The organism is Kosakonia sp. (genome assembly GCF_032052965.1).
Taxonomy (GTDB): domain Bacteria; phylum Pseudomonadota; class Gammaproteobacteria; order Enterobacterales; family Enterobacteriaceae; genus Kosakonia.
In genome coordinates this window covers 150755-176765 of sequence record NZ_DAMBVN010000008.1, presented here as the reverse complement: position 1 = coordinate 176765, position 26011 = coordinate 150755, and the positions used below count along the sequence as shown (strand labels likewise).

The following is a 26011-nucleotide window of genomic DNA, read 5'->3' as shown; positions in this document are numbered from 1 at the left end:
AGGGCGGAATGATGAATGGAGGTAACGGCGGCAACGAGGAGATCCCCCGTTGCCGTGGAGAAATCAGTTTTTCTCTGCAGGAAAAATCAGATTCAGCACAATCGCGGTGATGCCACCTGCGGCAATACCGGAGGAGAGCAGGTTTTTCAGCCAGTCCGGCGCGAACTGCAGGATCTGTGGCTGTTGAGAGACGCCAAGGCCAACGGCCAGCGACAGCGCAATAATCATGATCGCGCGGCGGTTTAGCGGCTCTCGGGAGACAATACGTACGCCAGAGGCGGCAATCGTGCCGAACATCACCAGTGTCGCACCACCCAGTACCGGCTCAGGCAACTGCTGAACAAAAGCGCTGACCGCCGGGAACAGGCCAAGCACTATCAGCATCAGCGCCACGAAAAAACCGATATAGCGGCTGGCGACGCCAGTCAACTGGATCACCCCGTTGTTCTGACCAAAGCAGGAATTCGGGAAGGTGTTAAATACCGCTGAAACAAATGAGTTGAGGCCGTTTGCCAGTACGCCGCCTTTCAGACGCTTCATATAGAGCGGGCCGGCAACGGGTTGCTCAGAGACATCCGACGTGGCCGTGATGTCACCAATGGTTTCCAGCGAGGTGATCATAAACACCAGCATCAGAGGCAGCAGCAGGCTCCAGTCAATGCTCAGGCCGTAATAGAGCGGCGTCGGCACCATAAATTTATCCGCCGGGGCGGTATAGTCTGGCAGCATTCCCATCATCATTGCCAGTACATAACCCGCCGCCATAGCGATCACCAGCGATGCAATGCGCAGGTAAGGGTTACGCTGGCGGTTAAGCAGAATAATGATCGCCAGCACTACGCCTGCCAGCAGCAGATTTTTCGGCGCGCCGAAGGTGTGGTTGCCCATCGCGGCAAAGCCACCGCCCACTGAGGTCAGGCCGACCTGAATCAGCGACAAACCAATAATCATCACCACTACGCCGGAAACCAGCGGCGTAATAATACGGCGCGCCAGCGGCAGAATGCGGGAAATGATCATCTCAGTGCAACTGGCCAGCATCAGGGTACCAAACAGCGCTGCCATCATGGTTGGCACATCCGCGCCGCCGGTTTTCAGCGCGGTACCGCCCATAATCAGCGGTGCTACAAAGTTAAAACTGGTGCCCTGAATCGACAGCAGACCGGAGCCAACCGGCCCCCAGGCTTTGATCTGAATGATGGATGCGACGCCGGAGGCGAACAGCGACATGCTGATAATGTGCTGAGTGTCCTGAGCCGGTAACCCCAGCGCCTGGCAGATAAGCAGTGCGGGCGTGATAACGCCGACAAACATCGCCAGCAGGTGCTGCAAGGCGGCAAACAGGGTCTGCGGCAGCGGCGGGCGGTCTTCCAGACGGTAGATCAGTTCGCTGGGTTGAGTCTGCGCAACCGGTTGCGCACTTTCGGACTCGATGGTGTTAACGGACATCTCAAGCAATCCCCTGATGGAAAAGCGGTGATTTTATCGGACTGTTTGGTAAAAGCAAACGGTTGCTATGTTAAAAACATACTTTTCTAAAAGGGGTGGTTTTTACGGGATTCGGTTCTAAAAATCAGGCGTTCGAGTAGCGTTCTGTTTCCGGCATCCAGCGGTCGATCAGGGCTTCAGCCAGCTGAGGATAGCGCTCATGAATGTGTCGTGCGGTGCGCTGGACTTCCGGGATCATGGCCTGGTCACGCAGCAGATCGGCGACTTTGAATTCCGCATTGCCGGTCTGCCGGGTGCCGAGCAGTTCACCGGGGCCGCGAATCTCCAGATCTTTTTGCGCAATGACAAAACCATCATTGCTGTCGCGCAGGACCTGTAGGCGCTTCTGTGCGGTTTTCGATAAGGGAGATTTATACAGCAGCACACAATGTGAGGCCACGGCACCGCGCCCGACGCGTCCACGCAGCTGGTGGAGTTGCGCAAGACCGAGACGTTCCGGGTTCTCTATAATCATCAGGCTGGAGTTCGGTACATCTACGCCCACTTCAATTACCGTTGTGGCGACCAGTAAATGTAACTCGCCCTGCTTGAACCCCTGCATCACTGACTGTTTTTCTGCTGGCTTCATGCGCCCATGAACCAGCCCGACGTTCAGTTCAGGCAGCGCCAGTTTCAGTTCTTCCCAGGTGGCTTCTGCAGCCTGCGCTTCCAGCAGATCTGACTCTTCAATCAGTGTACAGACCCAGTACGCCTGGCGACCTTCGTCGGTGCAGGCATTGCGCACACGATCGATGATGTCGTTACGGCGGGTATCCGGAATGGCGACAGTAGTGACCGGTGTGCGTCCCGGTGGCAATTCGTCAATGACTGAGGTGTCCAGGTCAGCATAAGCGGTCATTGCCAGCGTGCGTGGAATGGGCGTGGCGGTCATGATCAACTGATGCGGGTGAAAGCCCTGCTGTTGGCCCTTCTCCCACAGCGCCAGACGCTGATGCACACCAAAACGGTGTTGTTCATCGATGATCACCAGCGCAAGGCCGTTAAACTGCACTTGTTCCTGGAAAATGGCATGTGTACCGACGATCATCTGTACCTGGCCGCTGGCAATCGCCTCCTGCTGCGCCAGCCTGGCTTTGCCTTTCTGTTTGCCCGCCAGCCAGCCCACTTCTACGCCGAGTGGCGCAAACCAGGTACGAAAATTATTGGCGTGCTGCTCTGCGAGCAGTTCGGTCGGCGCCATCATCGCAACTTGTTTGCCATTTGCGATGGCTCGTAAGGCCGCGAGGGCGGCAACCAGCGTTTTACCCGAGCCAACGTCGCCCTGCACGAGGCGCATCATGGGCATATCCAGCGCCATATCACGCTCAATCTCCGCCACAACGCGTTCCTGTGCGCCGGTCGGTTTAAACGGCAGGGAGGCGAGCAAGCGCTGCTTAAGTTCATCTTTAGCCGTGAGCGGTTGCGCATGATAACGCTGTGCTCCGGCGCGCAATGCCAGCATGCTGAGGTTATGCGCCAGTAGCTCTTCAAGAATTAAACGCTTTTGCGCCGGATGTTGACCGCTCTCCAGATCGCTGAGCTGCATGGTTGGCGGTGGGCGATGAAGTGTGCGCAGCGCGTCTGGCAGGCTCATCATGCCTTGTGCCAGCTCCGGCGGCAGTAGCTCGCTGATAGCGCAGGTCGCCAGCAAATCCAGCGCCTGTTCAGTCAGTTTACGTAGCGTCGCCTGCTTCACGCCTTCGGTCGTCGGGTAAACCGGCGTCAGCGTTTCCTGTAAATCCGGCATACTGAGATCGCCCTGAATACGGTACTCAGGGTGGATCATCTCTGCGCCATACTTTCCGCGTTTTGCCTCACCGTAGGCCAGTACGCGGCGACCCGTCGCAAGGCTATTTTTCATTGCCGCGTTGAAGTTAAAAAAGCGCATGGTGAGAATGCCGGAGCCGTCGCTGATCTGGCAGGTCATCATTCGGCGACCGCCGAAGGTAATGTTACAGTTCAGCACTTCGCCTTCCACCGTGGCATAAACGCCCGGCAGCAGGTCGGCAATGGGGTAAAGGTGCGTGCGATCTTCGTAGCGCAGTGGCAGGTGAAGCAGGAGATCCTGAACGGTATGCAGGCCGATTTTTGCCAGCTTATTGCTCTGCGCCGCGCCGACGCCGGTCAGCGTATTGAGCGGGATAGCGTCGAGCAGGCGGCCTTTCATACGGTTAGCCTGCCGCCTGCATGGTGGCCCACCATGTCGGATCGGCTTCGATTTCACCCTCAGCATTCACATGAGGGTAAGCCAGACCTTTGCGTTTCGCGACTCTCGCCAGTACAGGATAGCCGCCTTCGAACAGCAAGCGTTGTTGCTCTGCGTCTGGCAGCATGCTGTTTTCACGCTGGTACATGCCCGCGTTTTGCCGCTGGCGCTGCGCTTCATAGAGGATCAATGCGGAAGCAACGGAGACGTTTAGTGACTGCACCATGCCGATCATCGGAATGATAATGTCCTGATCCGCCAGATCCAACGCTTGCTGAGTGATCCCCGTTTTTTCCTGGCCCATCAGGATGCAGGTTGGACGGGTATAATCGATCTCGCGAAAATCGACGGCTTTGGCAGACAGATTGGTTGCAAGGATCTGCATACCCTGAGATTTCAGCACGTTTACGGCGTCGCCAATGGTGCGGTGGGTTTTGACTTCCACCCAACTGTTGCTGCCTGCGGCTGATGACGCCATGGTTCGCATGCGATTACCTGGCCAGACGGCATGAACTTCATGCACGCCGACTGCGTCCGCGGTACGGATAATCGCAGAGACGTTATGAGGTTTGTGCACCTGCTCCATACAGACGGTCAGGTCAGGCTGACGCCTGGCGAGCATCTCGCGGATACGCGCATAACGCTGAGAATTCATAAATCAGTTTCGGTTACGGGTGACTTTAATCACGTCTGGCATCACACGAATTTTACGCATGATATTCGCCAGGTGAACGCGGTCGCGCGCCGTGAGACGGATGAAAGCGCTGTACACGCGGCCATCTTTCTCTTCCGTATTCAGGCTTTGAATATTGGAAGAGGCGGTATTGATGGCGGCAGTCAGGTTTGCCAGCGCTCCCTGGTGGTTGAACATATCCACCTTGATCTCGGTAATAAATTCCTGCGCGGTCTCTTTATCCCACTCCACGGCCATAAACTTCTCGGCTTCTTTCTGATAGCCACGAATGTTACGGCAGGATTCATGGTGGATAACCAACCCTTTACCTGGGCTTACATGAGCGACAATCGGATCACCTGGGATCGGTCGGCAGCATTTGGCGAAGGTGATAAGCACGCCGTCTGCGCCTTTAATCGGCAAATGACCGCTGCTGCCGTTGCTGGCCGGCGCTTGCGCAGCAGACACCGCTTCGCCTTGTTGCAGGTTTTTGGCGACGACGACGCTCATGGCGTTGCCCAGGCCGATTTCCGCTAACAGATCGTCCAGCGCGGCCAGTTTCATACGGTCCAGTTCGCGCTGAATATGTTCCTGCGGGATCTCCGCCAGTTTACGGCTACCGCCCAGCGCATGGTTCAGCAGACGACGGCCAAGACTGACCGAGTCATCTCGCTTGAGATTTTTCAGCATCTGGCGGATCTTGGCGCGGGCTTTCGAGCTGACCACAAAGTTCAGCCAGGCGGCATTCGGGCGGGCGCCCGGTGCAGTGATAATTTCTACTGTCTGGCCACTGGAGAGTGACTGCGACAGGGGGTAAGGCTGGCGGTCGACGCGCGCGCCAACACAGGCATGGCCGATATCGGTGTGCACCGCGTAGGCGAAATCCACCGGCGTCGCGCCCGCAGGCAGTTCAACAATACGGCCTTCCGGGGTGAAAACATAAATCTCATCGGGGAAGAGATCAGATTTAACGCTCTCGATAAATTCGAATGAACTTCCGGCGCTCTGCTGCAATTCCAGCAAACTTTGCATCCAGCGCTGCGCACGGATTTGCGCCGTGGTACTGCTTTCACCGTGCTCTTTATACGCCCAGTGTGCGGCAACCCCCATCTCTGCCATTTGATCCATATCTTCAGTACGGATCTGCACCTCAACCGGCACGCCGTGCGGGCCAATCATTGAGGTGTGCAGGGACTGATAGCCGTTAGCCTTGGGAATGGCGATGTAGTCTTTAACGCGACCTGGACGCGGCTTATACAAGCTGTGCATCTGGCCGAGGACGCGGTAGCAGGTATCCAGATCGTGGACAATGACGCGGAAGGCGTAGATATCCATGATGGAGTGAAATCGCTGCTCTTTCAGCACCATCTTGCAGTAGATGGAGTAAAGGTGTTTCTCACGCCCGCTTACCCGGCAAGGAATGCCCGCTTCCTGTAAACGTCCTTCGATTTCTGAGAGGATTTTCTGAATCATCTCTTTGCGGTTGCCGCGTGCGGCTTTAACCACTTCTTTAATCACGCGGAAACGGTTCGGGTACAACGCTTCAAAGCCAAGCTCTTCCAGCTCGGTTTTGATGTGATGAATACCTAAACGGTGCGCCAGCGGACTGTAGATTTCGAGAGTTTCGCGGGCAATACGACGACGTTTGTCCGGGCGAAGTGAGCCCAGCGTGCGCATATTGTGGGTGCGGTCGGCAAGTTTAATCAGAATGACGCGGATGTCTTGCACCATCGCCATGATCATCTTGCGGAAGTTTTCAGCCTGCGCTTCTTTCTTATCCTGAAACTTGAGCTTATCAAGCTTGGATACCCCTTCCACCAGTTCGGCAACGCTTTTGCCAAACAGCTGCTCCATGTCCTGGTATGTGGCCGGGGTATCTTCAATCACGTCATGCAGAAGCGCGGCCATCAGCGTTTCGTGGTCGAGTTTCATCTCGGCCAGAATGCAAGCCACTGCAACAGGGTGCGTGATGTAGGGTTCACCGCTTGAACGTGTCTGGCCCTCGTGAGCGTCACGTGCAACGAGATACGCCTGCCTGAGACGCTTGATCTGGTCTTCAGGCAGATAGTTTTGAATCAGCTGATTCAGGCTTTCAAACAGATACAAGGGTGACCTGCAGGATTAATTAACGACGACCTTCAGCAATGGCGGTGACGGCCTGCAGTTCTGCGGCTTCCTGCTCTTGCTGCTCCTGGCGCTCACGTACGTCGAGGATCTGGTTGTTGATCAGACCTTCTTCGATTTCACGCAGCGCGATAACGGTGGTTTTATCGTTTTCTTCCGGTACCAGCGGATCTTTACCGCCAACCTGCATCTGACGAGCGCGACGCGCGGCGACCAGTACCAGGTCAAAACGGTTACCAATTTTCTCTACAGCGTCCTGAACAGTTACGCGTGCCATACTTAAAATGCTCCACAGGTGAAGAAATGACTGGGCATCATACTGAAACCAGGTTCAGTCTGCCAATAGTTTGCTGATTAAAGCGTCATGTCGCTGCTTTTGACGGCCCATGCGCAGACGTTCAGCCCGAATAATGGTTTTCAAATCGCCGAGGGCGGTATCGAAATCATCATTCACAATAAGGTAATCATATTCCGCGTAATGGCTCATTTCCGCAACTGCCAGCGCCATACGTTTCGCTATTACCTCTTCGCTGTCCTGGCCGCGCCCGCGCAGGCGACGATCCAGTTCCACTTTAGACGGCGGCAGGATAAAGATACTGCGTGCTTGCGGCATACGTGTGCGAATTTGCTGCGCGCCCTGCCAGTCGATATCAAGAAATACGTCCACGCCGGTAGACAATACCTGTTCGATGGTGGCGCGCGAGGTACCGTAATAATTACCAAATACCTCTGCATGCTCAAGAAACGCGTCTTCGCCGATCATGGATTTAAACTCATCATGATTAACAAAGAAATAGTGTTCACCGTGCACTTCACCAGGACGCGGCGCGCGCGTGGTGTGCGAAACAGAAACCTGTGTGTCGTATAACGGTTGGGTTTTCAGCAAAGCCTGGATGAGGCTTGATTTACCCGCGCCGCTGGGGGCGGAAACAATATATAGCGTGCCTTGAGCCATGAGAGTCTTTTGTATGTGAATTGCGAAAGGAAACTTACATACGTGCCTATTATACACATCAAGGCTATGCGACGTAGCTTTTGTCACACTTTTTCCCCCTGAGGATGGCATTTCGCGTACTGCTTTCCTGATATGTCTGCAAATTTTCATTGCGGCGATGAATTGCCGGAAGTGACCTCGCAATCGCCCCTTTTACCCCTCGAAACGCTCCCTCAGGCAACGCTATAACGGCTGCGCTAACACAAGGAGAAAGCAATGTGGAGAAGAGCCGTAATAACAGTGTTTCTGTTGCTATGGAGCGCATTTAGCCTGGCGACGTGCCCTGTCTGGTCACCATCACGGGCGCAGGAAGAGGTAAGCCGATTGCAAAAGCAGATTACGCAATGGAATGAGGCGTATTGGTCACAGGGTGCAAGTCGCGTTAGCGACCAGGTTTACGATCAACTCAGCGCAAAGCTGGCGCAGTGGCAACGCTGTTTTGATCTACAGCCAGCCAGTGCGCAGCCCACGCTGCCTCGCGGCAATGTGAAACATCCTGTGGCGCATACCGGGGTGCGGAAACTGGCCGATAAGCAGGCATTGCAGCAGTGGATGACGGGGAAGCAGGATCTTTGGGCGCAGCCAAAGGTGGACGGCGTCGCAGTAACACTTATCTATCGTCAGGGCAGGCTTTTTAAAGCAATCAGCCGCGGAGATGGTCTGGCGGGTGAGGACTGGACGGCAAAAGTGAAAGCCATCCCTGCGATTCCCAGCCAGGTGAGCGGTGCACTGGCAGACAGTGTTTTACAGGGCGAGCTGTTTCTACGCCGCGTGGGGCATGTGCAGAAAGAGGCCGGTGGGCTGAATGCCCGCGCGAAGGTGGCGGGAGCGATGATGAGCCATAAAGACTCTTCTTTACTTCATGAGCTGGGCTTTTTTGTCTGGGCCTGGCCGGATGGCCCTGCATCACTCACGCACAAAGCGGCGTTGCTGACAAAAGCCGGGTTTGAGCTGACGCAGCGTTATAGCGTGGCAGTAGCCAGTGTGCAGGATGTTGAGCGCTTACGCACAGCCTGGTTTACTGCGCCGTTGCCATTTGTCACCGACGGTGTGGTCGTACGAGCAGGGACGGAACCGAACGGAAAAGAGTGGCTGCCTGGCGGCGGGGAGTGGGTAGCGGCCTGGAAATATGATGCGGTTGAGAAGGTTGCGGTGGTCAATGGGGTTGAGTTTGCTGTGGGCCGCACGGGGAAAATCTCCGTCGTCGCACTGCTGGAACCCGTGCAGCTTGATGATAAACGTGTGCAGCGGGTGAATGTCGGTTCCATAAGTCGATGGCAGTTGCTGGATCTTGCACCGGGGGATCAGATTTCCGTCAGCCTTGCCGGACAAGGCATTCCACGTATTAATCATGTCGTGTGGCGCAGTGTGGTGCGGGAAAAACCCATGCCGCCAGAAGCCCGCTTTACCCCGCTGAGCTGCTTTTATGCTTCTCCTGCCTGCCAAGAGCAGTTTATCGCCCGGTTGGTGTGGCTGAGTTCCGCAAGAGGGCTGGGGATTGAAGGGCTGGGAGAGAGTGGATGGCGTGCATTGCATCAGGCTCACCGCTTTGAACACCTTTTTTCCTGGCTGGCGCTAACGAAGGAACAACTGCAGTCGACACCCGGTATCTCGCCTGCACGCGGACTACAACTGTGGCATCGTTTTTCGTTAGTGCGGGATCGCCCGTTTATCCGCTGGCTACAGGCATTGGGCGCGCCGTTGCCGCAGTCAGCACTTAAAGCGGCCAGCGATACACACTGGCGTCAAGTGCAGGAGCGGGATGAAGTCGCCTGGCAGCGATTACCGGCTGTTGGCGTTGAAAAGGCCCGGCAAATTATCACCTTTACGCATGCGCCAGCGATCGAACAGCTGGCGACATGGCTTGGAGCGCAAGGGATTGCAGCGTTTCAGTGAGTACTGTGTTGGTAGTGAAATACCGGCAAACCGAGTTTCCAGCGGATGGCCAGCAGTCGAGCCGTGAAACCAAACAACAGCGTGGCAATTACAACGGCATCATGGCTGGAGACAAAATGGCCAAGGCTGATATAGAGCACGGCGGCGGCGAAGGCGATCCCTGCATAGAGCTCTTTTTGGAAAACCAGCGGAATACGTTTACAAAACATATCGCGCAGCACACCGCCAAACACACCGGTCACCACGGCGGCGATAGTTGCAATTACCGGGCCTTCGCCCATATCCAGGGCAACCTGGGCACCAATAATGGAAAATACCACCAGACCGAGTGCATCCAGAACCAAAAACAGGCGGCGCAGGTGCGGCATGACGGGTGCGAACAGGGTGGTAAGCACCGCCGCAACGGCAACGATAATGACGTATTCCGGGTGCTGCACCCAACCAAGCGGGTAATGGCCAAGCAGGATATCCCGTACCGAGCCGCCGCCAAGCGCTGTAGCGGTGGCAATAATAATCACCCCGAACGTGTCCATCCGCCGACGGCCCGCCGCCAGTGCGCCGGTCATTGCTTCGGCCGTGATGCCAATAAGATAAAGAACATGTAACAGCATATCGCCCCCGTGATCAGAGGCCGCAGGGTAGCGATTCGGGTGTGACAGCGCGATTGAGAATTTCTAAGGAAAAACGTTTCGGATAAGATTTTCTAATGGCTGTTGAAGGGGATTATGTCTATCTGCTTGACCAAAATGGATTAAGTTCCCTTTTTCAGTCTCAGTTTTTTATGGCCGGATTTGGAAGGTTAATAAAGCTTAAGCGATAATAAATAGAGCGCTTATGGGTCTTTTATCAGTATTAGTCAGCGTTGGATCTGATGATGAATCATCAGCCTCTTACATCCCGATAATGGGGAGTGGAATGACGAGTGAGATTGGCTGTACGTTGTTCGGCACTTAAGTCTCACAATGCGAACGATGGGTATCTATTTTGCGCTCAAACTGCGACCTGAATGCGTTAGACAGTTACCTAAAACATCCCGCCCAGCGCAAAAAATGCTCAACACGGAGCAGGAATAGCGCTGAGCATACACATGTAGTTTGCGAATAAGCCCATCTGATTGCCAGGTATCACTCCTGCTGGTGGCTATGGCCATTCTGCCCCACAGCAAATGAGCAGCGTATAAATTGCGGGATTTTTACCATATCGATGTGTTTTGTCGTAATAGCTCATAATAAAAAAGCCCGCAATGTCACGGGCTTTCTTGAGTGTTGATGTGCGTTGCTAACAGTTATTCAATGTTCTGGATCTGCTCGCGCATTTGCTCGATCAGCACTTTCAGTTCAATCGCAGAATTGGTCACTTCTGCGTTGATAGACTTGGATGCCAGCGTGTTCGACTCACGGTTGAACTCTTGCATCATAAAGTCGAGGCGGCGGCCGACGGCTTCTTTTTTCTTGAGGATGTTGTAGGTCTCTTTCACATGAGCCTCGAGACGGTCCAACTCTTCAGCCACGTCAATACGCTGCGCCATCAGCACCAGCTCCTGCTCGAGGCGGTTGTTCTCAAGCTGCACCTGCGCTTCTTCCAGCTTGGCCACCAGACGATCGCGCTGCCATTGCAGGATTTCCGGCATATGGGCCCGGACTTTGGTAACTTCGTTGCTTACGCCTTCCAGACGCTGTTCAATCAGGCTTTTCAGCGCCTGACCTTCGGTTTCGCGGGCGATGATAAAGTCATCCAGCGCACCATCCAGTGCCGCGAGGAGCTGTGTGGCAATCGCATCCAGATCCTGCTCCTGAGCCGCCATTACGCCAGGCCAGCGCAGAATATCGACCGGGTTGATTTCCCCTTCGTCACTCTGCATTTTTACCCAGTTCGCTGCGTTCACCAGCTGTTTCGCCAGTTTTTCATTCAGGATCAGCTCGCCCTGGGCGCTGGCATCCGGTTCAAAGCGAAGATTGCATTCGACTTTACCGCGGGTCAGGCGGGTACGGAGACGTTCCCGGACGACCGGTTCGAGGCTACGGAATTGCTCCGGCAGGCGGAAGTAGGTTTCCAGATAACGCTGGTTAACCGAGCGCAGTTCCCAGGAGGCAGAGCCCCATTCACCCTTGATTTCACGCCGGGCGTAGGCGGTCATACTGCGGATCATAGACGTTCCCGTTTTTAAAGAGAGATGCGGGGATTATAGCTTTCGTGGCCTTATCAGGATAGGAATAACCACGGTAAGCCAGTATAATGCGCAGCCACATTCGAAAAGCCGGAGAAATCATCATGCGTCCAGCAGGCCGTAGCGCCACTCAGGTGCGCCCAGTCACCCTGACCCGTAATTACACAAAACACGCTGAAGGCTCCGTGCTGGTTGAATTTGGTGATACCAAAGTGCTGTGCACCGCCTCCATTGAAGAGGGCGTGCCGCGTTTTCTGAAAGGCCAGGGCCAGGGCTGGATCACCGCCGAATATGGTATGTTGCCGCGTTCCACCCATACCCGAAACGCCCGCGAAGCGGCGAAAGGGAAGCAGGGTGGTCGCACTATGGAAATCCAGCGTCTGATTGCCCGCGCTCTGCGCGCTGCGGTTGATCTGAACGCGCTGGGTGAATTCACCATCACCCTCGACTGCGATGTTATTCAGGCTGATGGCGGTACCCGTACCGCGTCTATTACTGGTGCTTGTGTGGCACTGGCCGATGCACTGAATAAACTGGTTGCTGCCGGTAAGCTGAAAACCAACCCGATGAAAGGTATGGTGGCGGCGGTCTCTGTAGGCATCGTGAATGGCGAGGCGGTTTGCGATCTTGAATATGTTGAAGACTCTGCCGCTGAAACCGATATGAACGTGGTGATGACAGAAGATGGCCGTATGATCGAAGTGCAGGGCACGGCGGAAGGCGAGCCGTTCTCCCATGAAGAGCTACTTACCCTGCTGGCGCTGGCCAGAGGGGGGATCGAATCGATTATTGCGACGCAGAAAGCGGCGCTGGCGAACTAGTTACTAAGGGCGACGATGTCGCCCTTTTTTTTGTCTGTAAAAAGTGAGATGAGGAGCGGATCCATGAAAGCGTATCAGCGTCAGTTTATTGAATTTGCGCTTAACAAACAGGTATTGAAGTTTGGCGAATTTACGCTGAAATCCGGGCGTAAAAGCCCCTATTTCTTCAACGCCGGGCTGTTTAATACCGGGCGTGATCTGGCGCTGTTAGGGCGTTTTTATGCCGAGGCGCTGGTGGATTCCGGCATTGATTTTGACCTGCTGTTTGGCCCGGCTTACAAGGGCATTCCTATTGCGACGACCACGGCGGTCGCGCTGGCGGAACATCACGAGCGTGATGTGCCTTACTGTTTTAACCGTAAAGAAGCCAAAGATCATGGTGAAGGCGGTAACCTGGTCGGTAGCGCGTTGCAGGGCCGCGTGATGCTGGTGGATGATGTGATCACCGCCGGAACTGCCATTCGCGAGTCGATGGAGATTATTCAGGCTAACGGCGCGACGCTGGCCGGTGTGTTGATTTCTCTGGATCGCCAGGAACGGGGCCGTGCCGATATTTCTGCTATTCAGGAGGTGGAGCGCGACTACGGTTGCCAGGTGATTTCTATCATCACGCTGAAAGACCTGATTGCTTACCTGGAAGAGAAACCCGAAATGGCCGATCATCTGGCGTCTGTTCGTGCTTATCGCGAGCAATATGGCGTTTGAGGAAGCGCCCGGCAAACGTTGCCGGGCCAGTTTTACAGCAGTTTTGCGCCTTGCGTGTTTACATACAGTGAGTAGACCGAGGTGCTGGCTGCCATGAACAGACGATTACGCTGCTCGCCGCCGAAGCAGAGATTGGCGCAGCGTTCCGGCAGATGGATCATACCAATCGCTTTGCCTTGCGGGTTGAAAATCCGCACACCGTCCAGTTCGTCGGTACCCATGCCCCAGCCGCACCACAAGTTACCCTTCACATCGATGGCGATACCGTCGGCGGTTCCGTTGCCACAATCAATATGCACCCGCTTATTCTGTAACTGATTGCCCACAATATCCCATGCCAGGATGAGACGGTTGGGTGTGGCGCGACTTTCCACCACATACAACGTTTTTTCATCAGCGGAGAAACAAATCCCGTTCGGGCCGCGAACGTCTCCCAGCATCACTTCCAGCTTGCGTGTCTCCGGATCGAGGCGATAGACATTCTGCGGCAGTTGCGGCGTGGCTTTATGACCTTCATAGAATCCGGCGATGCCGAACGGCGGATCGGTGAACCAGATTGAGCCATCCGACTTTACGGCGATATCGTTAGGTGAATTGAGCGGCTTGCCTTCGAAACTGTCCGCCAGCACTGTAATAGTGCCGTCGTATTCGGTACGTGTAATGCGACGGGTATCATGTTCGCAACTGATTAACCTGCCTTGCCTGTCACGAGCATGACCGTTGGCATTATTCGAGGGCTTACGAAAAACACGGGTTGCCCCCGTTGTTTCATCCCAGCACATGACCGCGTTATTCGGAATATCGCTCCACAGCAGCATGCGGGTGTCGCCAAACCAGACCGGGCCTTCCGCCCAGCGGCAGCCCGTCGCGATTTGCTCAACTTTGGCACTGGCAACCATGTAGTCACGGAAGCTGTCATCCAGCGCGACAATGCTGGGATCAGGGTAACGTGCAGAGGGTGCCCACGCGGCGATGCTTTTTTGACTGAGTAATAACGACGCGGTGGCGATGCCGCTCAGCTTTAGCAGTTCCCGACGAGATGTTGCCATCCGGTCTCTCCTTGTTTGTAGGGGATTTATAAGATGATTTGGCTTAGGTGGAAAGATACTGCCTGAGGGAGACTAGAAAATGTTGGGCGTGGCGACATCTGGCATCTCAACGAATTCCGTTGGGCTTTTTCACAGAGTGCGCAGAAATGAGAATGCAGCCACAAAGGGCTGCATGGGGATCATTGCAATTGGGCGGCCAGCAACGGCCAGCGGGTTTCGAAATCTTCGGTCGGGCTGTATTTAAATTCGCTGCGTACAAAGCGTGACAGCATACCTTCGCAAAACGCCAGTAGCTGGCTCGCCAGCAGGGTTTCGTCGTGTGTGTAGCCTTCACCTTCACGCATTTTCCGCTCGCGCAGAACCTGGCGCAGCTGCGCTTCAATGCGTTCAAACAACTGGTTAATACGCCCCTGGAGACGATCCTGTTCGAACATCAGCGCGTGCCCGGTCATAATGCGCGTCAGGCCTGGGTTACGCTCGCCAAAACCGAGGATCAGCAGCACAATCAGACGCAGGCGCGCAGTGGTGTCTTTCTCATCTTTTAATATCAGGTTAATGCGGGTAATCAGACTATCTTCGATAAACTCAATCAGGCTATCGAACATGCGCGTTTTGCTGGGAAAATGACGGTACAGCGCGGCTTCAGAAACGCCGACAGATGCCGCCAGTTTCGCTGTGGTAATGCGTTGGCTTCCATCACTGGATTCCAGCATTAGCGCCAGAGACTGAAGTATTTCTTCGCGACGATTCCTTTTCGCGGTTTGTTTTTCTGCCATGTTCTAAAATACCCCTGAAAATAAGCACTCGTCAGGCGAGCAGCCACACAGCGACCGCAAACGATATGCGTTTGCGGTGATGTTATCGCGTTATTTCGTTGTGTGATGCGTTAAAAAAGGGCCATTACTGGCGGCCAGAATGGCCGAAGCCGCCTTCACCGCGTTCAGTCGCGTCAAAGTCTTCCACCAGGTTAAATTCCGCCTGCACAACCGGTACAAACACCATCTGCGCGATGCGTTCGCCTGGCACGATAGTAAAGCTGTCGTGCCCGCGGTTCCAGACAGAAACCATCAACTGCCCCTGGTAATCCGAATCAATCAGCCCGACCAGGTTACCCAGCACCACGCCATGTTTGTGCCCCAGCCCGGAACGGGGCAGGATCACCGCTGCCAGCTCAGGGTCGGCAATATGAATGGCCAGGCCGGTAGGCAGTAAGGTGGTGGCGCCAGGTGCCAGCTCTACGGCGTCGTCAAGACAGGCGCGCAGGTCAAGTCCGGCAGAACCGGAGGTGGCGTATGTCGGCAGCGGAAATTGATTGCCAACGCGCGGGTCCAGAATCTTAACGTCGATTTTTTTCATCATAACGGGTAACGATCTCGTCCAGTAATAAGTGTCCCAGAAGTTCCTTGCGCTCCAGCGGTAAGCGTTTATCGCCATCCTGCCAGAAAAGGTGTAATGCGTTGCTGTCGCTATTAAAGCCTTGATTGTCCTGCGAAACGTCATTGGCGCAAATCAGATCAAGGTTTTTGCGGGTACGTTTTTGCCGGGCATATTCTTCCACATTATTTGTTTCGGCGGCAAACCCAACAACGTAAGGGCGGTGGGTGGTCAGCGCGGCAACGCCTGCGACGATATCCGGATTCTTAACCATTTTTATCGTGATTTCATCGCCTTGCTTTTTGATTTTCTCTTCAGCGATGCTGGCGGCGCGGTAATCTGCAACGGCGGCGCAGCCGATAAAAATCTGCTGCCCTTGTATACCCTGCTGTACGGCGGCTTCCATCTCCAGCGCGGTGGTCACATCCACACGTTGAACACCTGTAGGGGTGGGCAATGAAACCGGGCCCGCTACCAGCGTCACCTTCGCGCCACGATTGGCGGCAGCGGCGGCAATGGCAAAGCCCATCTTACCGGAACTGAGATTGGTGATATACCGCACCGGATCCAGCGGCTCGCGAGTGGGACCGGCGGTAATCATGATGTTCAGATGTTGCAGATCGTTGACAGGGGAAAAATGCGTTGCTGCCATATCAACAATGGCCAGCGGATCCAGCATACGACCGGGGCCAATATCGCCACAGGCCTGGCTACCGCTGTCCGGCCCCCATAACAACAGACCACGTGAGGCAAGCACCTGCAAATTATGCTGGGTAGCCGCGGCGCGATACATCTGCTGGTTCATGGCCGGGACCACTGCAACCGGTGAGGGCGTCGCCAGGCAGATGGTGGACACCAAATCGTTAGCCATGCCAGCAGCGACGCGGGCGATGAGATCGGCGGTAGCGGGCGCGAGAATCACCAGATCCGCCCATTTACCCAGTTCAATATGCCCCATTGCCGCTTCTGCGGCGGGATCAAGCAGACTGTCAGACACCGGATAACCGGAGACGGCCTGCAGGCTCATCGGCGTAATAAAGGCTTTAGCGGCCTCGGTCATCGCGACACGTACTTCCGCGCCACGTTCACGCAAACGGCGCACCAGTTCCGGTGCTTTATAAGCCGCAATGCCGCCACTGACGCCGAGGACGATTTTTTTACCCGCCAGACTCATCATGATTCTTTCCTGTTGGATTTCACCAGAAGCTGGGCATTTTATCACAATCCTGATGTTGTCGTGCTTTTGCCCGCGAACCACTTTGCGAGGTACTACGCAGAGATGGAAATCGTTCATCGAAGGTGGGAGGCACCTTATGGCAGCATGGACGTGAGAGAAGGAGGAATGACATGGATATCGTTTTTACCCCGCAGAAGCCGCGTGAAAAAATGCTTAAATATGGTATTGAGTCACTGACGGATGTTGAGCTATTAGCCCTGTTTTTACGTACCGGTACTCAGGGAAAGTGCGTACTCACCGTCGCAAGGGAGATGCTAAAACGCTTTGGGTCGTTATATGCGTTGCTCTCTTCCGACCTTGATGATTTTAAAGATGTGCACGGTATTGGCGTGGCGAAGTATGCGCAACTGCGAGGCATCGGCGAACTGGCGCGTCGCTATTACAATGCGCGGCTGTTGGAAGAGAGCTCGTTACTTAGCCCGGAGATGACGAAGGAGTTTTTACAAAGTCAGCTGATGGGTGAGGAGCGCGAGATCTTTATGGTGATCTTTCTGGATAACCAGAATCGGGTGCTCAAACATAGCCGGTTATTCAGCGGAACAATCAACAATGTTGAGGTGCACCCGCGTGAAATTGTCCGTGAAGCGTTAAAAGTGAATGCGGCGGGCGTGATCCTCGCGCATAATCACCCCTCTGGTAATGCTGAGCCGAGCAAAGCGGACAGGCAGATCACCGAAAGAGTGGTAAAATGCTGTCAGTTCATGGGCATCCGGGTGATTGACCATCTGGTAATCGGTCGTGGAGAGTCTGTTTCTTTTGCAGAACGTGGGTGGATTTAGACCACTTTGCGCGATCCTTAGGGATCTTTGTCTGTTCGGGACTTGAGCACACCGCCGACTCAGCGTATACTACGCCACCTTTGAGAATCTCGGGTTTGGCATTTGGGCCTGGCAATCGAGAGTTCACATTGAACTGCGATGACCGGGCTGTAAAGCCTGACGAGGCGCCGATACCCCATACGAAGCTCGAGCTAATTTGATTTTTGGAGAATAGACATGTCCCGAGTCTGCCAAGTTACTGGCAAGCGTCCGGTGACCGGTAACAACCGTTCCCACGCACTGAACGCGACTAAACGCCGTTTCCTGCCGAACCTGCACTCTCACCGTTTCTGGGTTGAGAGCGAAAAGCGTTTTGTCACCCTGCGTGTATCTGCTAAAGGTATGCGTGTTATTGATAAGAAAGGCATCGATACAGTTCTGTCTGAACTGCGTGCCCGTGGCGAAAAGTACTAAGTACTTAAAGGATATAAATCATGGCTAAAGGTATTCGTGAGAAAATCAAGCTGGTTTCTTCCGCTGGTACTGGTCACTTCTACACCACCACGAAGAACAAACGTACTAAGCCGGAAAAACTGGAACTGAAAAAATTCGATCCAGTTGTCCGTCAGCACGTGCTGTACAAAGAAGCTAAAATCAAATAATTTTAGTTTTCTTGAACAAAAACCCCGCAATGTCGGGGTTTTTGCATTTCTGCTAACCCATAAGCCGGAGATGAGATGCCTGAATTACCCGAAGTCGAAACCAGCCGCCGTGGTATTGAACCGCACCTGGTGGGCGAAACCATTCTTCATGCAGTGGTGCGCAACGGGCGATTACGCTGGCCGGTTTCAGAAGAGATCCACAGCCTGAGCGATAAACCGGTGCTCAGTGTGCAGCGCCGCGCCAAATACCTCCTGCTGGAGCTGCCGGACGGTTGGATCATTATCCATCTTGGTATGTCCGGCAGTCTGCGCATACTGCCTTACGAGCTACCGGCGGAAAAACACGATCATGTTGACCTGATAATGAGTAACGGCAAAGTGCTGCGTTACACCGATCCGCGCCGCTTTGGCGCATGGCTGTGGACCAAAGAGCTGGAAGGGCACAATGTGTTGGCGCACCTCGGCCCGGAGCCGCTGAGCGAACAGTTTAACGCCGGTTACTTTCAGCAGAAATGCGCAAAGAAAAAAACCGCGATCAAACCCTGGCTGATGGATAACAAGCTGGTGGTAGGCGTGGGTAACATTTATGCCAGCGAATCACTGTTCGCTGCCGGGATCCATCCCGATCGGCTGGCCTCCTCTCTCTCCCGGCAAGAGTGTGAATTACTGGTGCGGGTAATCAAAGCGGTACTGCTGCGATCCATCGAGCAGGGTGGAACCACGCTGAAGGACTTTTTGCAAAGCGACGGGAAACCGGGCTATTTTGCGCAGGAATTACAAGTCTACGGGCGGGAAGGTGAACCTTGTCGCGTTTGCGCAACGCCAATTATGGCCGCGAAACACGCGCAGCGTTCGACGTTTTACTGCCGTCGCTGCCAGAAATAACAACTGTCTCCGTGCCTGATGATAAAACGCCTGTCAGGCCGGATAGCGTGGTTATTTCAGCTTTTCCAGCAGCGCCTGGTGCACATTTTGCGGCAGGAAATGGGTGACATCGCCCTGATGGCGCGCCACTTCTTTTACCAGCGTTGAAGAGATAAACGACCACTCTTTCGACGGCATTAAAAATACGCTTTCCAGTTCAGGCATCAAGTGGCGATTCATATGCGCCAGCTGCATTTCATATTCAAAATCAGCCACTGCCCGCAGACCGCGGATCAGGATATTGGCCTGCTGCGCCCGGGCAAAGTTCGCCATCAAATCACTAAAGCCCACTACCGTAACGTTGGCAATGTGCGCCGTCGATGCCTGTGCCAGCGCCACGCGCTCCTGCAGGTCAAACATCGGTTTTTTACTTGGGCTGGCGGCAATGGCCAGCACCACCTCGTCAAACATGGTGGCGGCGCGGGTAACGATATCAATATGCCCGTTAGTGATCGGATCAAAGGTGCCGGGATAAATCGCTTTTGTGCTCATCGCTTATTCTTTCTCTGAATAACCGTGGTTCAGCGCCCACAGCTCGGTGTATTTATTGAAAGTATACTGCGCGTTAACCACTGCCAGCAGCCAGCCCTGTTTACCGTCGAGCACACCACCGCGCAGCAACAAGGTTTTGCAAAAGGCGCCCAAAGTATGGGCGAAAATGCCGGGCAGTGAGGTTTTTTTGCCACGTTGGTGGCGCTCCTGCGCCCACGCCGTTGCGTAGTTAAGCTGCTTGCGCTGGAAGCTGGCGAAATCACGACAGGTCAGGTGCAGTAAATCCCCGGACAGGGCAATCACCTGTGCTTTTGGTGCTTCCAGTGATTCATGCACCTTGTTGTCGTTGTACTGATAACGCTCGCGTTCATACAGGCGTGTCACACGATCGGGATACCAGCCGCTGTGGCGCATAAAGCGACCAAGAAAATAGTTACGCCGGGCAATACTGTAAACGGCGCCCGGTTGCGGCGCATCAAGCGCTGCGCGAAGCGACTGCGCCAGCTCCGGCGTGACGCGTTCGTCAGTATCAATCATCAGGATATAATCGCCGCTGGCGTAGCGCTGAGCACGCTGGCGCTGAACACCATAGCCTGACCAGGCTGTGTCGGTGAAGACTTTTGCGCCAGCACGGGCGGCAACGTCAGCGGTGTCATCGTCGCTACCGGAGTCCAGTACCACGATCTCATCGGCCCAGGCGACGGACGCCAGGCAATCAGGCAGCAAATCCGCCGCGTTTTTGGCGATCATCACCACCGACAGGCGTCTGGACATTAATGGCTCCGCTGAGGCAAATACGGTTGCAGAAGCTGCAGCAGACGTGCCAGCGCACCCTGGTTCTGGTGCAGGACTTCAACCGCATGACGCCCGTACCACAGGCGATAATCTTCGTCGGTCAGCAAGGTCGCGACTTCTTTAACCAGTGAGTCGGCATCGGTAACGGTAATCAGCCCTTCCGCTTCTTGCAGACGCGAGCAGATATCTTTGAAATTAAAGGTGTGCGGCCCCATCAGCACCGGGATGGCATGCGCCGCCGGTTCCAGCGGGTTATGACCACCGCGCTCTACCAGGCTGCCGCCCACGAAGGCCAAATCGGCAATGCCATACAGCAGCATCAGCTCACCCATGGTATCGCCAATCACCACCTGGGTACTGGAAGACGGAATTTCGCCTGAACTGCGCAGGGTGTAACTAAACCCAGCTTTCTGCGTCATGTTGCGCGCATCGGGGAACCGTTCCGGATGGCGGGGAACCAGGATCAGCAACAGGTCGGGGAAGTTTTCCAGCAGCTTACGATGCGCCTGCAGGATAATGGCTTCTTCGCCTTCGTGCGTGCTGGTGGCAATCCACACCTGGCGTCGCGGCGCCCACTGGCGACGCAGCGTAACAGCACGCGCGGCAAGCTCCGGCGTGACTGAGATATCGAATTTCAGGCTGCCCGTTACGGCCAGTTGATTGCGCTTCAGGCCCAGTTGCAGGAAACGGTCGCCATCTTCCTGGTTTTGTGCGGCAATCAGCGTAATTTTACCCAGCAGACGACGCATAAATTTGCCCAGCTTGCCGTAACCTTTCGCCGAGCGTTCTGACAGGCGAGCGTTGGCGATAACCAGCGGGATCTTGCGGGCGCTGAGCGCAGAAATCATATTCGGCCACAGTTCGGTTTCCATCACGATCACCAGCTTAGGGCGAACGCTGTTAAAGAAACGGTTCATGGCGCAGGGCAGATCATACGGAAGATAGACGTGATGAACGTCTTTGCCAAAGGCCGACATGACGCGCTCTGAACCGGTGGGCGTCATGGTAGTCACTGTGATGGGCAGTGAAGGGTAACGATGGCGCAACGCGCGCACCAGCGGGATGGCCGCCAGCGTTTCGCCCACGGATACGGAATGCAACAGAATACCGTCCGGCTTCACTTTGTCATGGCAAAAGCCATAACGTTCGGCCCAGCGTTTGCGGTAAGCAGGGGCTTTGCGGCTGCGAAGTAATAACCGCAGCCACACCAGAGGCTGAATGATGTAGAGCAGGGTGGTATACAACAATTCCAAGCGACTATCCGTTTTTTTAAGATTCGGCGGGCAAATTCTAAGCATTTAGCCTGCGTAAAGCTATCTCTTATGCCAGATACCTTTTCAGACGGAAGTAGCGGCGGCCCAGGCGCCAGCGTAAACGCAGCGTTTTTGCGTTTTTCCAGATCAGCGCCCAGACACCGGTGTCGAAAAACTCCCGGATTATCAAGGCCTTCTTCTGCTCATCCTGCATATTGTCAAATGTGTGGATGATTCCCAACCCCTCTTTGGCGATTTGCCAGTAACAGGCGGGAATATGCTTCGCTTCGTCGGGATAGCGCTGATTAATCGCATCCAGCATCTGCAATATTTTCATGTAATGACGTGCGGAGCGGATCAGCGTATCGTCATTGTCCGGCATATGAGAAACCGATGCCGAGTGGATGTAATAATCGTAAAAACGTTCACTGGTGTACTGCACCCGTTCAGCGGCAAGCAGCACTTCCGTGGTCCACGGAATATCCTGATGACGCAAGCCGGGCTCGAAACGGAAACCGTGCTGCTTTATAAAGTCGTGGCGATAGATATTCAGCCAGGTCACGTGCAGAAACTTGCGTGAATCCAGCGCCTTTTTCAGCCAGTCCGGGCCACGCATGACACCTGTTGATTGCAGGGCCTCAGGTGGAAAGATAGGACGTGTCGGCTTTTTATCATTTTCCCAGACGTAGTTACCGTTGCAGGTTGCCACATCCAGATCGCCATCCTGCGCCATATCCAGCAGACGCTGGAACATACCCGGCTTAAAGACGTCGTCAATGTCGGGGAAGGAGAGATACTGGCCCGTGGCGACGGCAAGCCCGGTATTACGTGCGATGGAGACGCCCTGATTCGCCTGTTCAATCACCTGCAATTGCGGTAACTGTGAGCGCCATTTTTCAACGATCGCCATTGAACCGTCGGTGGAACCATCGTTAACGATGATCACTTCCATACTTTCAATGCGTTGGTTAACAAGGCAGGTGAAAAACTGATCCAGGAAGGCTTCACCGTTATAGACGGCAACGACCACGCTTAATAATGGCGCTGAATTTTGCATAAAAAACCTGATTATTTTATCTCTTCAGCCAGAGCAACATACTGCTGGCAAATCGCGTTGATACCATAGGAAGCGATAGTATCACCGTTAATTAAAGGTGGGTTGTTATAGATATCGGCCAGCGTTTTAGCCAGACCCTCATCGCTCATTGCCGAAAGCCCGCGCGCAAGCGGGCCGGTCAATATTTCCGCCGGGCCGCCCGGGCAGTTTGTGCTTACCGGGGGCGTGTTGCAGATAATGGCTTCTACCAGCACGTTGCCAAACCCTTCGCAGTCTGAGCTTAACGTTAACAGGCGCGCCCCTTTAATCCACGGATAAGGGTTAGGCACAAAGCCACGGAACATCACGCGATCGCTAATGCTCAGTTCGTCAGCAAGGGTTTTAAGCTGTTGGATAAGCGCCGTTGAGCCGTTTCCCATCATCACCAGGGGGGCGTCGATGTTGCTGATGGCATAAGCACGCAACAGCCGGTCATGGCGCTTATTCTCATGAAAGCGACCAACATGGATGATGTAATCCTGCCCTTGCATCTCAAATGGCTCGGCCGCCAGTTGCTGAATCAACGGGATATCAAAGGGATTATGGATCACTTCACCGCGGCGGATGGGAATGCTCATCTGCTGCGAAATGTCTTCCAGCACCGCGTTAGAGACAGCGATCACGTTGCGGTTTTCATAGGTATGGCGAATCTTCTGATGCTTAAGCCAGCGCGACAAGCCGCGGCGGTGGCGCAGATAGGAGTAGGAAAACATACCGTGCAGGCAAAACCAGACTTTATTGCGATCGAGCGCCCGGCTGTGGGCGACAATACGGTCGGTTTTATGCAGATGGGAAACCACGAGGTCGTATTTTCCCGCCTGCTGTTCTGCCATCTCAATGGCATGGTCCAGCAGCTTTGCACGACGCGCGATCTCGGTCAGTTTACGCCAGGGCTTTTTGCATTTATCCAGGACAACTTGATAGTCAAGACCTTCCGGAATGGGGTAATCACACACTTTTCTCAATGAAAACAGAGAGACCTGATGTCCCATTTCCATCAATCCGCTGGAGAGCGTAAGAACTGTTTTTTCAGCTCCTCCGCCCGGTAAACCATCAATAATCATCAGGATGCGCATCATTAATCCATGAAGTTTTTATAAAGCGAAATGAGCTGGCTTGAAAGCCGCTCTGGTGTTGCGTCCATGACTTTTTTGCGGGCAGCCATGCCCATATTGTAGTTCTTTTCAAGTAATGGAATGGCCGTCACGGACGCTTTTAATGCCGTTATATCGAGAGCATCACAGACGAAACCATTCTCTCCTTGTGCAATAAACTCCGCGCCCCCGCAGCTCTTAGAGGTGATAACGGGCAGGCCGCAGGCCATTGCTTCGAGGATGACATTCGGAAAAGGATCATAAAGCGTGGGCAACAGCAGGGCATCCGACGCCTGATAATACGGCAGCGTCTCTTTTTGCATCCCTAAGAAACGAATTTGTTTCTCGCAACCCAGCGTGGCGGCCAGTGCGCGATACCGCTTTTCCGCCTTATCCTGACCCACGACAATCAAATAAGCGGGCGTACCGGCAATTGCCTGGATAGCGCTGGCAAGTCCTTTTCTTTCAAACCCCGATCCGACGAAGCAGAAGACCACTGCATTCGACGGTAAGTCCAGCTTTTGGCGCAGCGCTGAACGGTGCGCGCTGTCACCTGGCGTGAAACGCGTGGAATCGATTGAATTATAAATGACATGTATCTTTTCGGCGTCAACAGCGAAATCTTCAATGATTTCTTGTTTAATCATCGCCGCATTACAGATCACCGCCTTCAGCTCTGGGGCTTGATACATCTCGCGCTCGGCATTCATTACATAACGGTGATAGCGGTCATTCATCAACATCCGGGCGCGCCAGCCCGGCAGAATGCGTGTGCGTTGTAGCAGCCAGCGGCGGTGTACGCCGTCGCCTGCACGGTAAATGTCACAGCCGGGAATGCGCTCATGGCTCTGCACAATATCAAACTGCTGTTGTTGCCAGAGCGCTCGTGCCGCCTGCGCAAACCCGCGTTCGCGGCTAATGCGTCCCCATTTAAAGGGATCGCAGATATGAATGTGCCAGTCGTCCTGTTTCTCACCCTGCCATTCGCGGGTGATCACATTGAGTTCCAGATCCTGATTGCTCAGTGCGCTGAGCGCCCTGGAGACGAAGCGCTCAGCGCCGCCATCCGGGCGGTATTTTTGGCGGACAATCGCCAGGCGATGATGCTTCATGACAGATATTTCCTTGCGGCTGAAACCACGGCGTCGACGGGAATCGCATCAAGATAGCGCTCATTCGTGCGGGTATCGACAGCGTCCGGATCCGGAAGTGGCCCGTAATCTCCCGCCCAGATCACTTCGCCGTTAACCTGCCAGGGCGACCAGAAGGTGAGCTTGGATGGACCAAATAGCGCGACACAAGGGGTTTGCAACGCAGCGGCCATATGCATCGGCACGGAGTCGACGCCAATAAATAAGCAGGCATGATCGATAAGCGCAGCCAGCTGGCGCAGGGTGAGGTCGCCTGCCAGCGAAACGACGCCGTCTTGCGGCGAGGCGGCAAGGATCGTTTCAATCATTTGCCGCTCTTTTTTATCGGGGCCGGAGGTCAGCACCACCGTGTGGCCTTCCTGACGGAGCGCAGTGATCACCTGCGCCATCTTGCTTTCATCCCAGCATTTAAAGAACCAGCGCGAGGTCGGCTGGATAACCAGGTAATTATCACCCACGCCTTTCGCAACGAGTCGCTGCCTGGCCTGTTCCCAGTCCTGCGCAGCATAGCTCATGGTTACCTGGGGTAATGGCACGACGCCTAGCGGAGAGAGTACAGAGAGATTTTGCTCCACGGTATGCATGGCGTTGTGGTTAGCAACCGAGGCCAGGCTGGAGTGACAAAAGCGCCAGAACGCATTGTCGCGTTTATTGAGGGCGAACCCGATACGCATAGGTGCGCCGGTGAAGCGCGTAACAATCGCGCTGCGCCACTGATCGGCAAGGTTGATAACCAGATGATAATGTCGGGCTCTTAATGTTCGCAGCAACTGCCACTCTTTTTGCAGATGTTTTAGCGTGCCGAGTTGCTTCCACTTTTTGTCGATACCATAAATGGTGTGAATAGCCGGATGCGCCGCCAGCATATCCCGCGTCTCTTCATAGAGCAGGACATCGATCTGCGCGTCGGGACAGCGCTGTCGCAATGAATTAATCACAGGAGTGGTCAGTAACATGTCGCCGTGATGACGAAGCTTGATAACTAAAATGCGTATCTGTGGCGTATTAAGTATGCTATTCATCATCATCTTATTGGAAACGACCTCGCAGCA

At 54.5% G+C, this 26011-nt stretch carries 26 protein-coding genes; 7 read left to right on the top strand and 19 right to left on the bottom strand.

Annotated features, from left to right (window positions below; genetic code table 11):
* Positions 1–63: 63 nt before the first annotated feature.
* The 6 genes from RTX30_RS12480 to gmk form a co-directional block, all read right to left on the bottom strand.
* A complete protein-coding gene (locus tag RTX30_RS12480; RefSeq protein WP_312690188.1) occupies positions 64–1449 on the bottom strand; it encodes a uracil-xanthine permease family protein in 1386 nt (461 codons plus the stop codon).
* A gap of 124 nt (positions 1450–1573) precedes the next feature.
* Entirely contained in the window at positions 1574–3655 is a 2082-nt protein-coding gene (recG, locus tag RTX30_RS12475; protein WP_312690186.1) for an ATP-dependent DNA helicase RecG, read from the bottom strand.
* A gap of 4 nt (positions 3656–3659) precedes the next feature.
* Positions 3660–4349, bottom strand: coding sequence for a tRNA (guanosine(18)-2'-O)-methyltransferase TrmH (trmH, locus tag RTX30_RS12470; RefSeq protein ID WP_312690184.1), 690 nt, complete (start codon positions 4347–4349; stop codon positions 3660–3662).
* Between the two features lie 3 nt (positions 4350–4352).
* A complete protein-coding gene (spoT, locus tag RTX30_RS12465) occupies positions 4353–6473 on the bottom strand; it encodes a bifunctional GTP diphosphokinase/guanosine-3',5'-bis pyrophosphate 3'-pyrophosphohydrolase (RefSeq protein ID WP_312690182.1) in 2121 nt (706 codons plus the stop codon).
* A gap of 19 nt (positions 6474–6492) precedes the next feature.
* Positions 6493–6768: a DNA-directed RNA polymerase subunit omega gene (gene rpoZ, locus RTX30_RS12460; protein ID WP_000135058.1), complete on the bottom strand. Its 276-nt coding sequence runs from the start codon at positions 6766–6768 to the stop codon at positions 6493–6495.
* 54 nt (positions 6769–6822) lie between these two features.
* Positions 6823–7446, bottom strand: coding sequence for a guanylate kinase (gene gmk / locus RTX30_RS12455; RefSeq protein ID WP_312690180.1), 624 nt, complete (start codon positions 7444–7446; stop codon positions 6823–6825).
* 255 nt (positions 7447–7701) lie between these two features.
* On the opposite strand from gmk, the gene ligB reads away from it, so the two are divergent.
* Positions 7702–9381 (top strand): NAD-dependent DNA ligase LigB, encoded by a 1680-nt coding sequence (gene ligB / locus RTX30_RS12450; RefSeq protein WP_312690178.1) that lies wholly within the window; start codon positions 7702–7704, stop codon positions 9379–9381.
* On the opposite strand, the gene RTX30_RS12445 is transcribed toward ligB, so the two are convergent.
* Together RTX30_RS12445 and RTX30_RS12440 are read right to left on the bottom strand one after the other, a co-directional pair.
* Positions 9375–9992, bottom strand: a complete 618-nt coding sequence (locus tag RTX30_RS12445) for a trimeric intracellular cation channel family protein (protein ID WP_312690176.1) — start codon at positions 9990–9992, stop codon at positions 9375–9377. The genes ligB and RTX30_RS12445 overlap by 7 nt on opposite strands.
* A gap of 674 nt (positions 9993–10666) precedes the next feature.
* Positions 10667–11530, bottom strand: coding sequence for a YicC/YloC family endoribonuclease (locus RTX30_RS12440; protein WP_312690174.1), 864 nt, complete (start codon positions 11528–11530; stop codon positions 10667–10669).
* A 122-nt stretch (positions 11531–11652) separates the two neighbouring features.
* On the opposite strand from RTX30_RS12440, the gene rph reads away from it, so the two are divergent.
* Both rph and pyrE read left to right on the top strand, forming a co-directional pair.
* Positions 11653–12369 carry a ribonuclease PH gene (gene rph / locus RTX30_RS12435; protein WP_312690172.1) on the top strand — a complete coding sequence of 239 codons (717 nt, stop codon included), beginning with the start codon at positions 11653–11655 and terminating at the stop codon, positions 12367–12369.
* Between the two features lie 63 nt (positions 12370–12432).
* Positions 12433–13074 (top strand): orotate phosphoribosyltransferase, encoded by a 642-nt coding sequence (pyrE, locus tag RTX30_RS12430; protein WP_312690170.1) that lies wholly within the window; start codon positions 12433–12435, stop codon positions 13072–13074.
* 32 nt (positions 13075–13106) lie between these two features.
* On the opposite strand, the gene RTX30_RS12425 is transcribed toward pyrE, so the two are convergent.
* The 4 genes from RTX30_RS12425 to coaBC all read right to left on the bottom strand — a co-directional run bounded on the left by RTX30_RS12425 (position 13107) and on the right by coaBC (position 16671).
* Complete coding sequence (locus RTX30_RS12425) at positions 13107–14123, bottom strand: SMP-30/gluconolactonase/LRE family protein (RefSeq protein ID WP_312690168.1); 1017 nt, start codon at positions 14121–14123, stop codon at positions 13107–13109.
* Between the two features lie 179 nt (positions 14124–14302).
* Positions 14303–14899: a nucleoid occlusion factor SlmA gene (slmA, locus tag RTX30_RS12420; RefSeq protein WP_312690166.1), complete on the bottom strand. Its 597-nt coding sequence runs from the start codon at positions 14897–14899 to the stop codon at positions 14303–14305.
* Between the two features lie 124 nt (positions 14900–15023).
* On the bottom strand, positions 15024–15482 hold the full coding sequence (dut, locus tag RTX30_RS12415) for a dUTP diphosphatase (RefSeq protein ID WP_312690164.1): 459 nt from the start codon (positions 15480–15482) through the stop codon (positions 15024–15026).
* Positions 15460–16671 (bottom strand): bifunctional phosphopantothenoylcysteine decarboxylase/phosphopantothenate--cysteine ligase CoaBC, encoded by a 1212-nt coding sequence (gene coaBC / locus RTX30_RS12410; RefSeq protein WP_312690214.1) that lies wholly within the window; start codon positions 16669–16671, stop codon positions 15460–15462. The genes dut and coaBC overlap by 23 nt, the downstream gene beginning before the upstream one ends.
* A gap of 173 nt (positions 16672–16844) precedes the next feature.
* On the opposite strand from coaBC, the gene radC reads away from it, so the two are divergent.
* The 4 genes from radC to mutM all read left to right on the top strand — a co-directional run bounded on the left by radC (position 16845) and on the right by mutM (position 19039).
* Positions 16845–17513 (top strand): RadC family protein, encoded by a 669-nt coding sequence (gene radC / locus RTX30_RS12405; RefSeq protein ID WP_312690162.1) that lies wholly within the window; start codon positions 16845–16847, stop codon positions 17511–17513.
* Between the two features lie 216 nt (positions 17514–17729).
* The gene (gene rpmB / locus RTX30_RS12400; protein ID WP_002436699.1) at positions 17730–17966 is read left to right on the top strand and encodes a 50S ribosomal protein L28; all 237 of its coding nucleotides are present in this window, start codon (positions 17730–17732) and stop codon (positions 17964–17966) included.
* Positions 17967–17986: 20 nt separating this feature from the next.
* Positions 17987–18154: a 50S ribosomal protein L33 gene (gene rpmG / locus RTX30_RS12395; RefSeq protein WP_003024094.1), complete on the top strand. Its 168-nt coding sequence runs from the start codon at positions 17987–17989 to the stop codon at positions 18152–18154.
* 75 nt (positions 18155–18229) lie between these two features.
* Positions 18230–19039: a bifunctional DNA-formamidopyrimidine glycosylase/DNA-(apurinic or apyrimidinic site) lyase gene (mutM, locus tag RTX30_RS12390; RefSeq protein ID WP_312690160.1), complete on the top strand. Its 810-nt coding sequence runs from the start codon at positions 18230–18232 to the stop codon at positions 19037–19039.
* 51 nt (positions 19040–19090) lie between these two features.
* Here the strand turns inward: mutM and coaD are convergent, their stop codons facing one another.
* The 7 genes from coaD to rfaQ all read right to left on the bottom strand — a co-directional run bounded on the left by coaD (position 19091) and on the right by rfaQ (position 25987).
* Positions 19091–19570 (bottom strand): pantetheine-phosphate adenylyltransferase, encoded by a 480-nt coding sequence (gene coaD / locus RTX30_RS12385; RefSeq protein ID WP_312690158.1) that lies wholly within the window; start codon positions 19568–19570, stop codon positions 19091–19093.
* Between the two features lie 3 nt (positions 19571–19573).
* Positions 19574–20344: a glycosyltransferase family 2 protein gene (locus tag RTX30_RS12380; protein ID WP_312690156.1), complete on the bottom strand. Its 771-nt coding sequence runs from the start codon at positions 20342–20344 to the stop codon at positions 19574–19576.
* Positions 20344–21618 carry a lipid IV(A) 3-deoxy-D-manno-octulosonic acid transferase gene (gene waaA, locus RTX30_RS12375; RefSeq protein ID WP_312690155.1) on the bottom strand — a complete coding sequence of 425 codons (1275 nt, stop codon included), beginning with the start codon at positions 21616–21618 and terminating at the stop codon, positions 20344–20346. The genes RTX30_RS12380 and waaA overlap by 1 nt, the downstream gene beginning before the upstream one ends.
* A gap of 67 nt (positions 21619–21685) precedes the next feature.
* On the bottom strand, positions 21686–22675 hold the full coding sequence (locus RTX30_RS12370; protein WP_312690154.1) for a glycosyltransferase: 990 nt from the start codon (positions 22673–22675) through the stop codon (positions 21686–21688).
* A gap of 11 nt (positions 22676–22686) precedes the next feature.
* Positions 22687–23790 (bottom strand): glycosyltransferase, encoded by a 1104-nt coding sequence (locus RTX30_RS12365; protein WP_312690213.1) that lies wholly within the window; start codon positions 23788–23790, stop codon positions 22687–22689.
* Positions 23791–23792: 2 nt separating this feature from the next.
* Complete coding sequence (locus RTX30_RS12360; protein ID WP_312690153.1) at positions 23793–24920, bottom strand: glycosyltransferase family 4 protein; 1128 nt, start codon at positions 24918–24920, stop codon at positions 23793–23795.
* Positions 24917–25987: a putative lipopolysaccharide heptosyltransferase III gene (gene rfaQ, locus RTX30_RS12355; RefSeq protein WP_312690151.1), complete on the bottom strand. Its 1071-nt coding sequence runs from the start codon at positions 25985–25987 to the stop codon at positions 24917–24919. The genes RTX30_RS12360 and rfaQ overlap by 4 nt, the downstream gene beginning before the upstream one ends.
* Between the last annotated feature and the right edge of the window lie 24 nt (positions 25988–26011).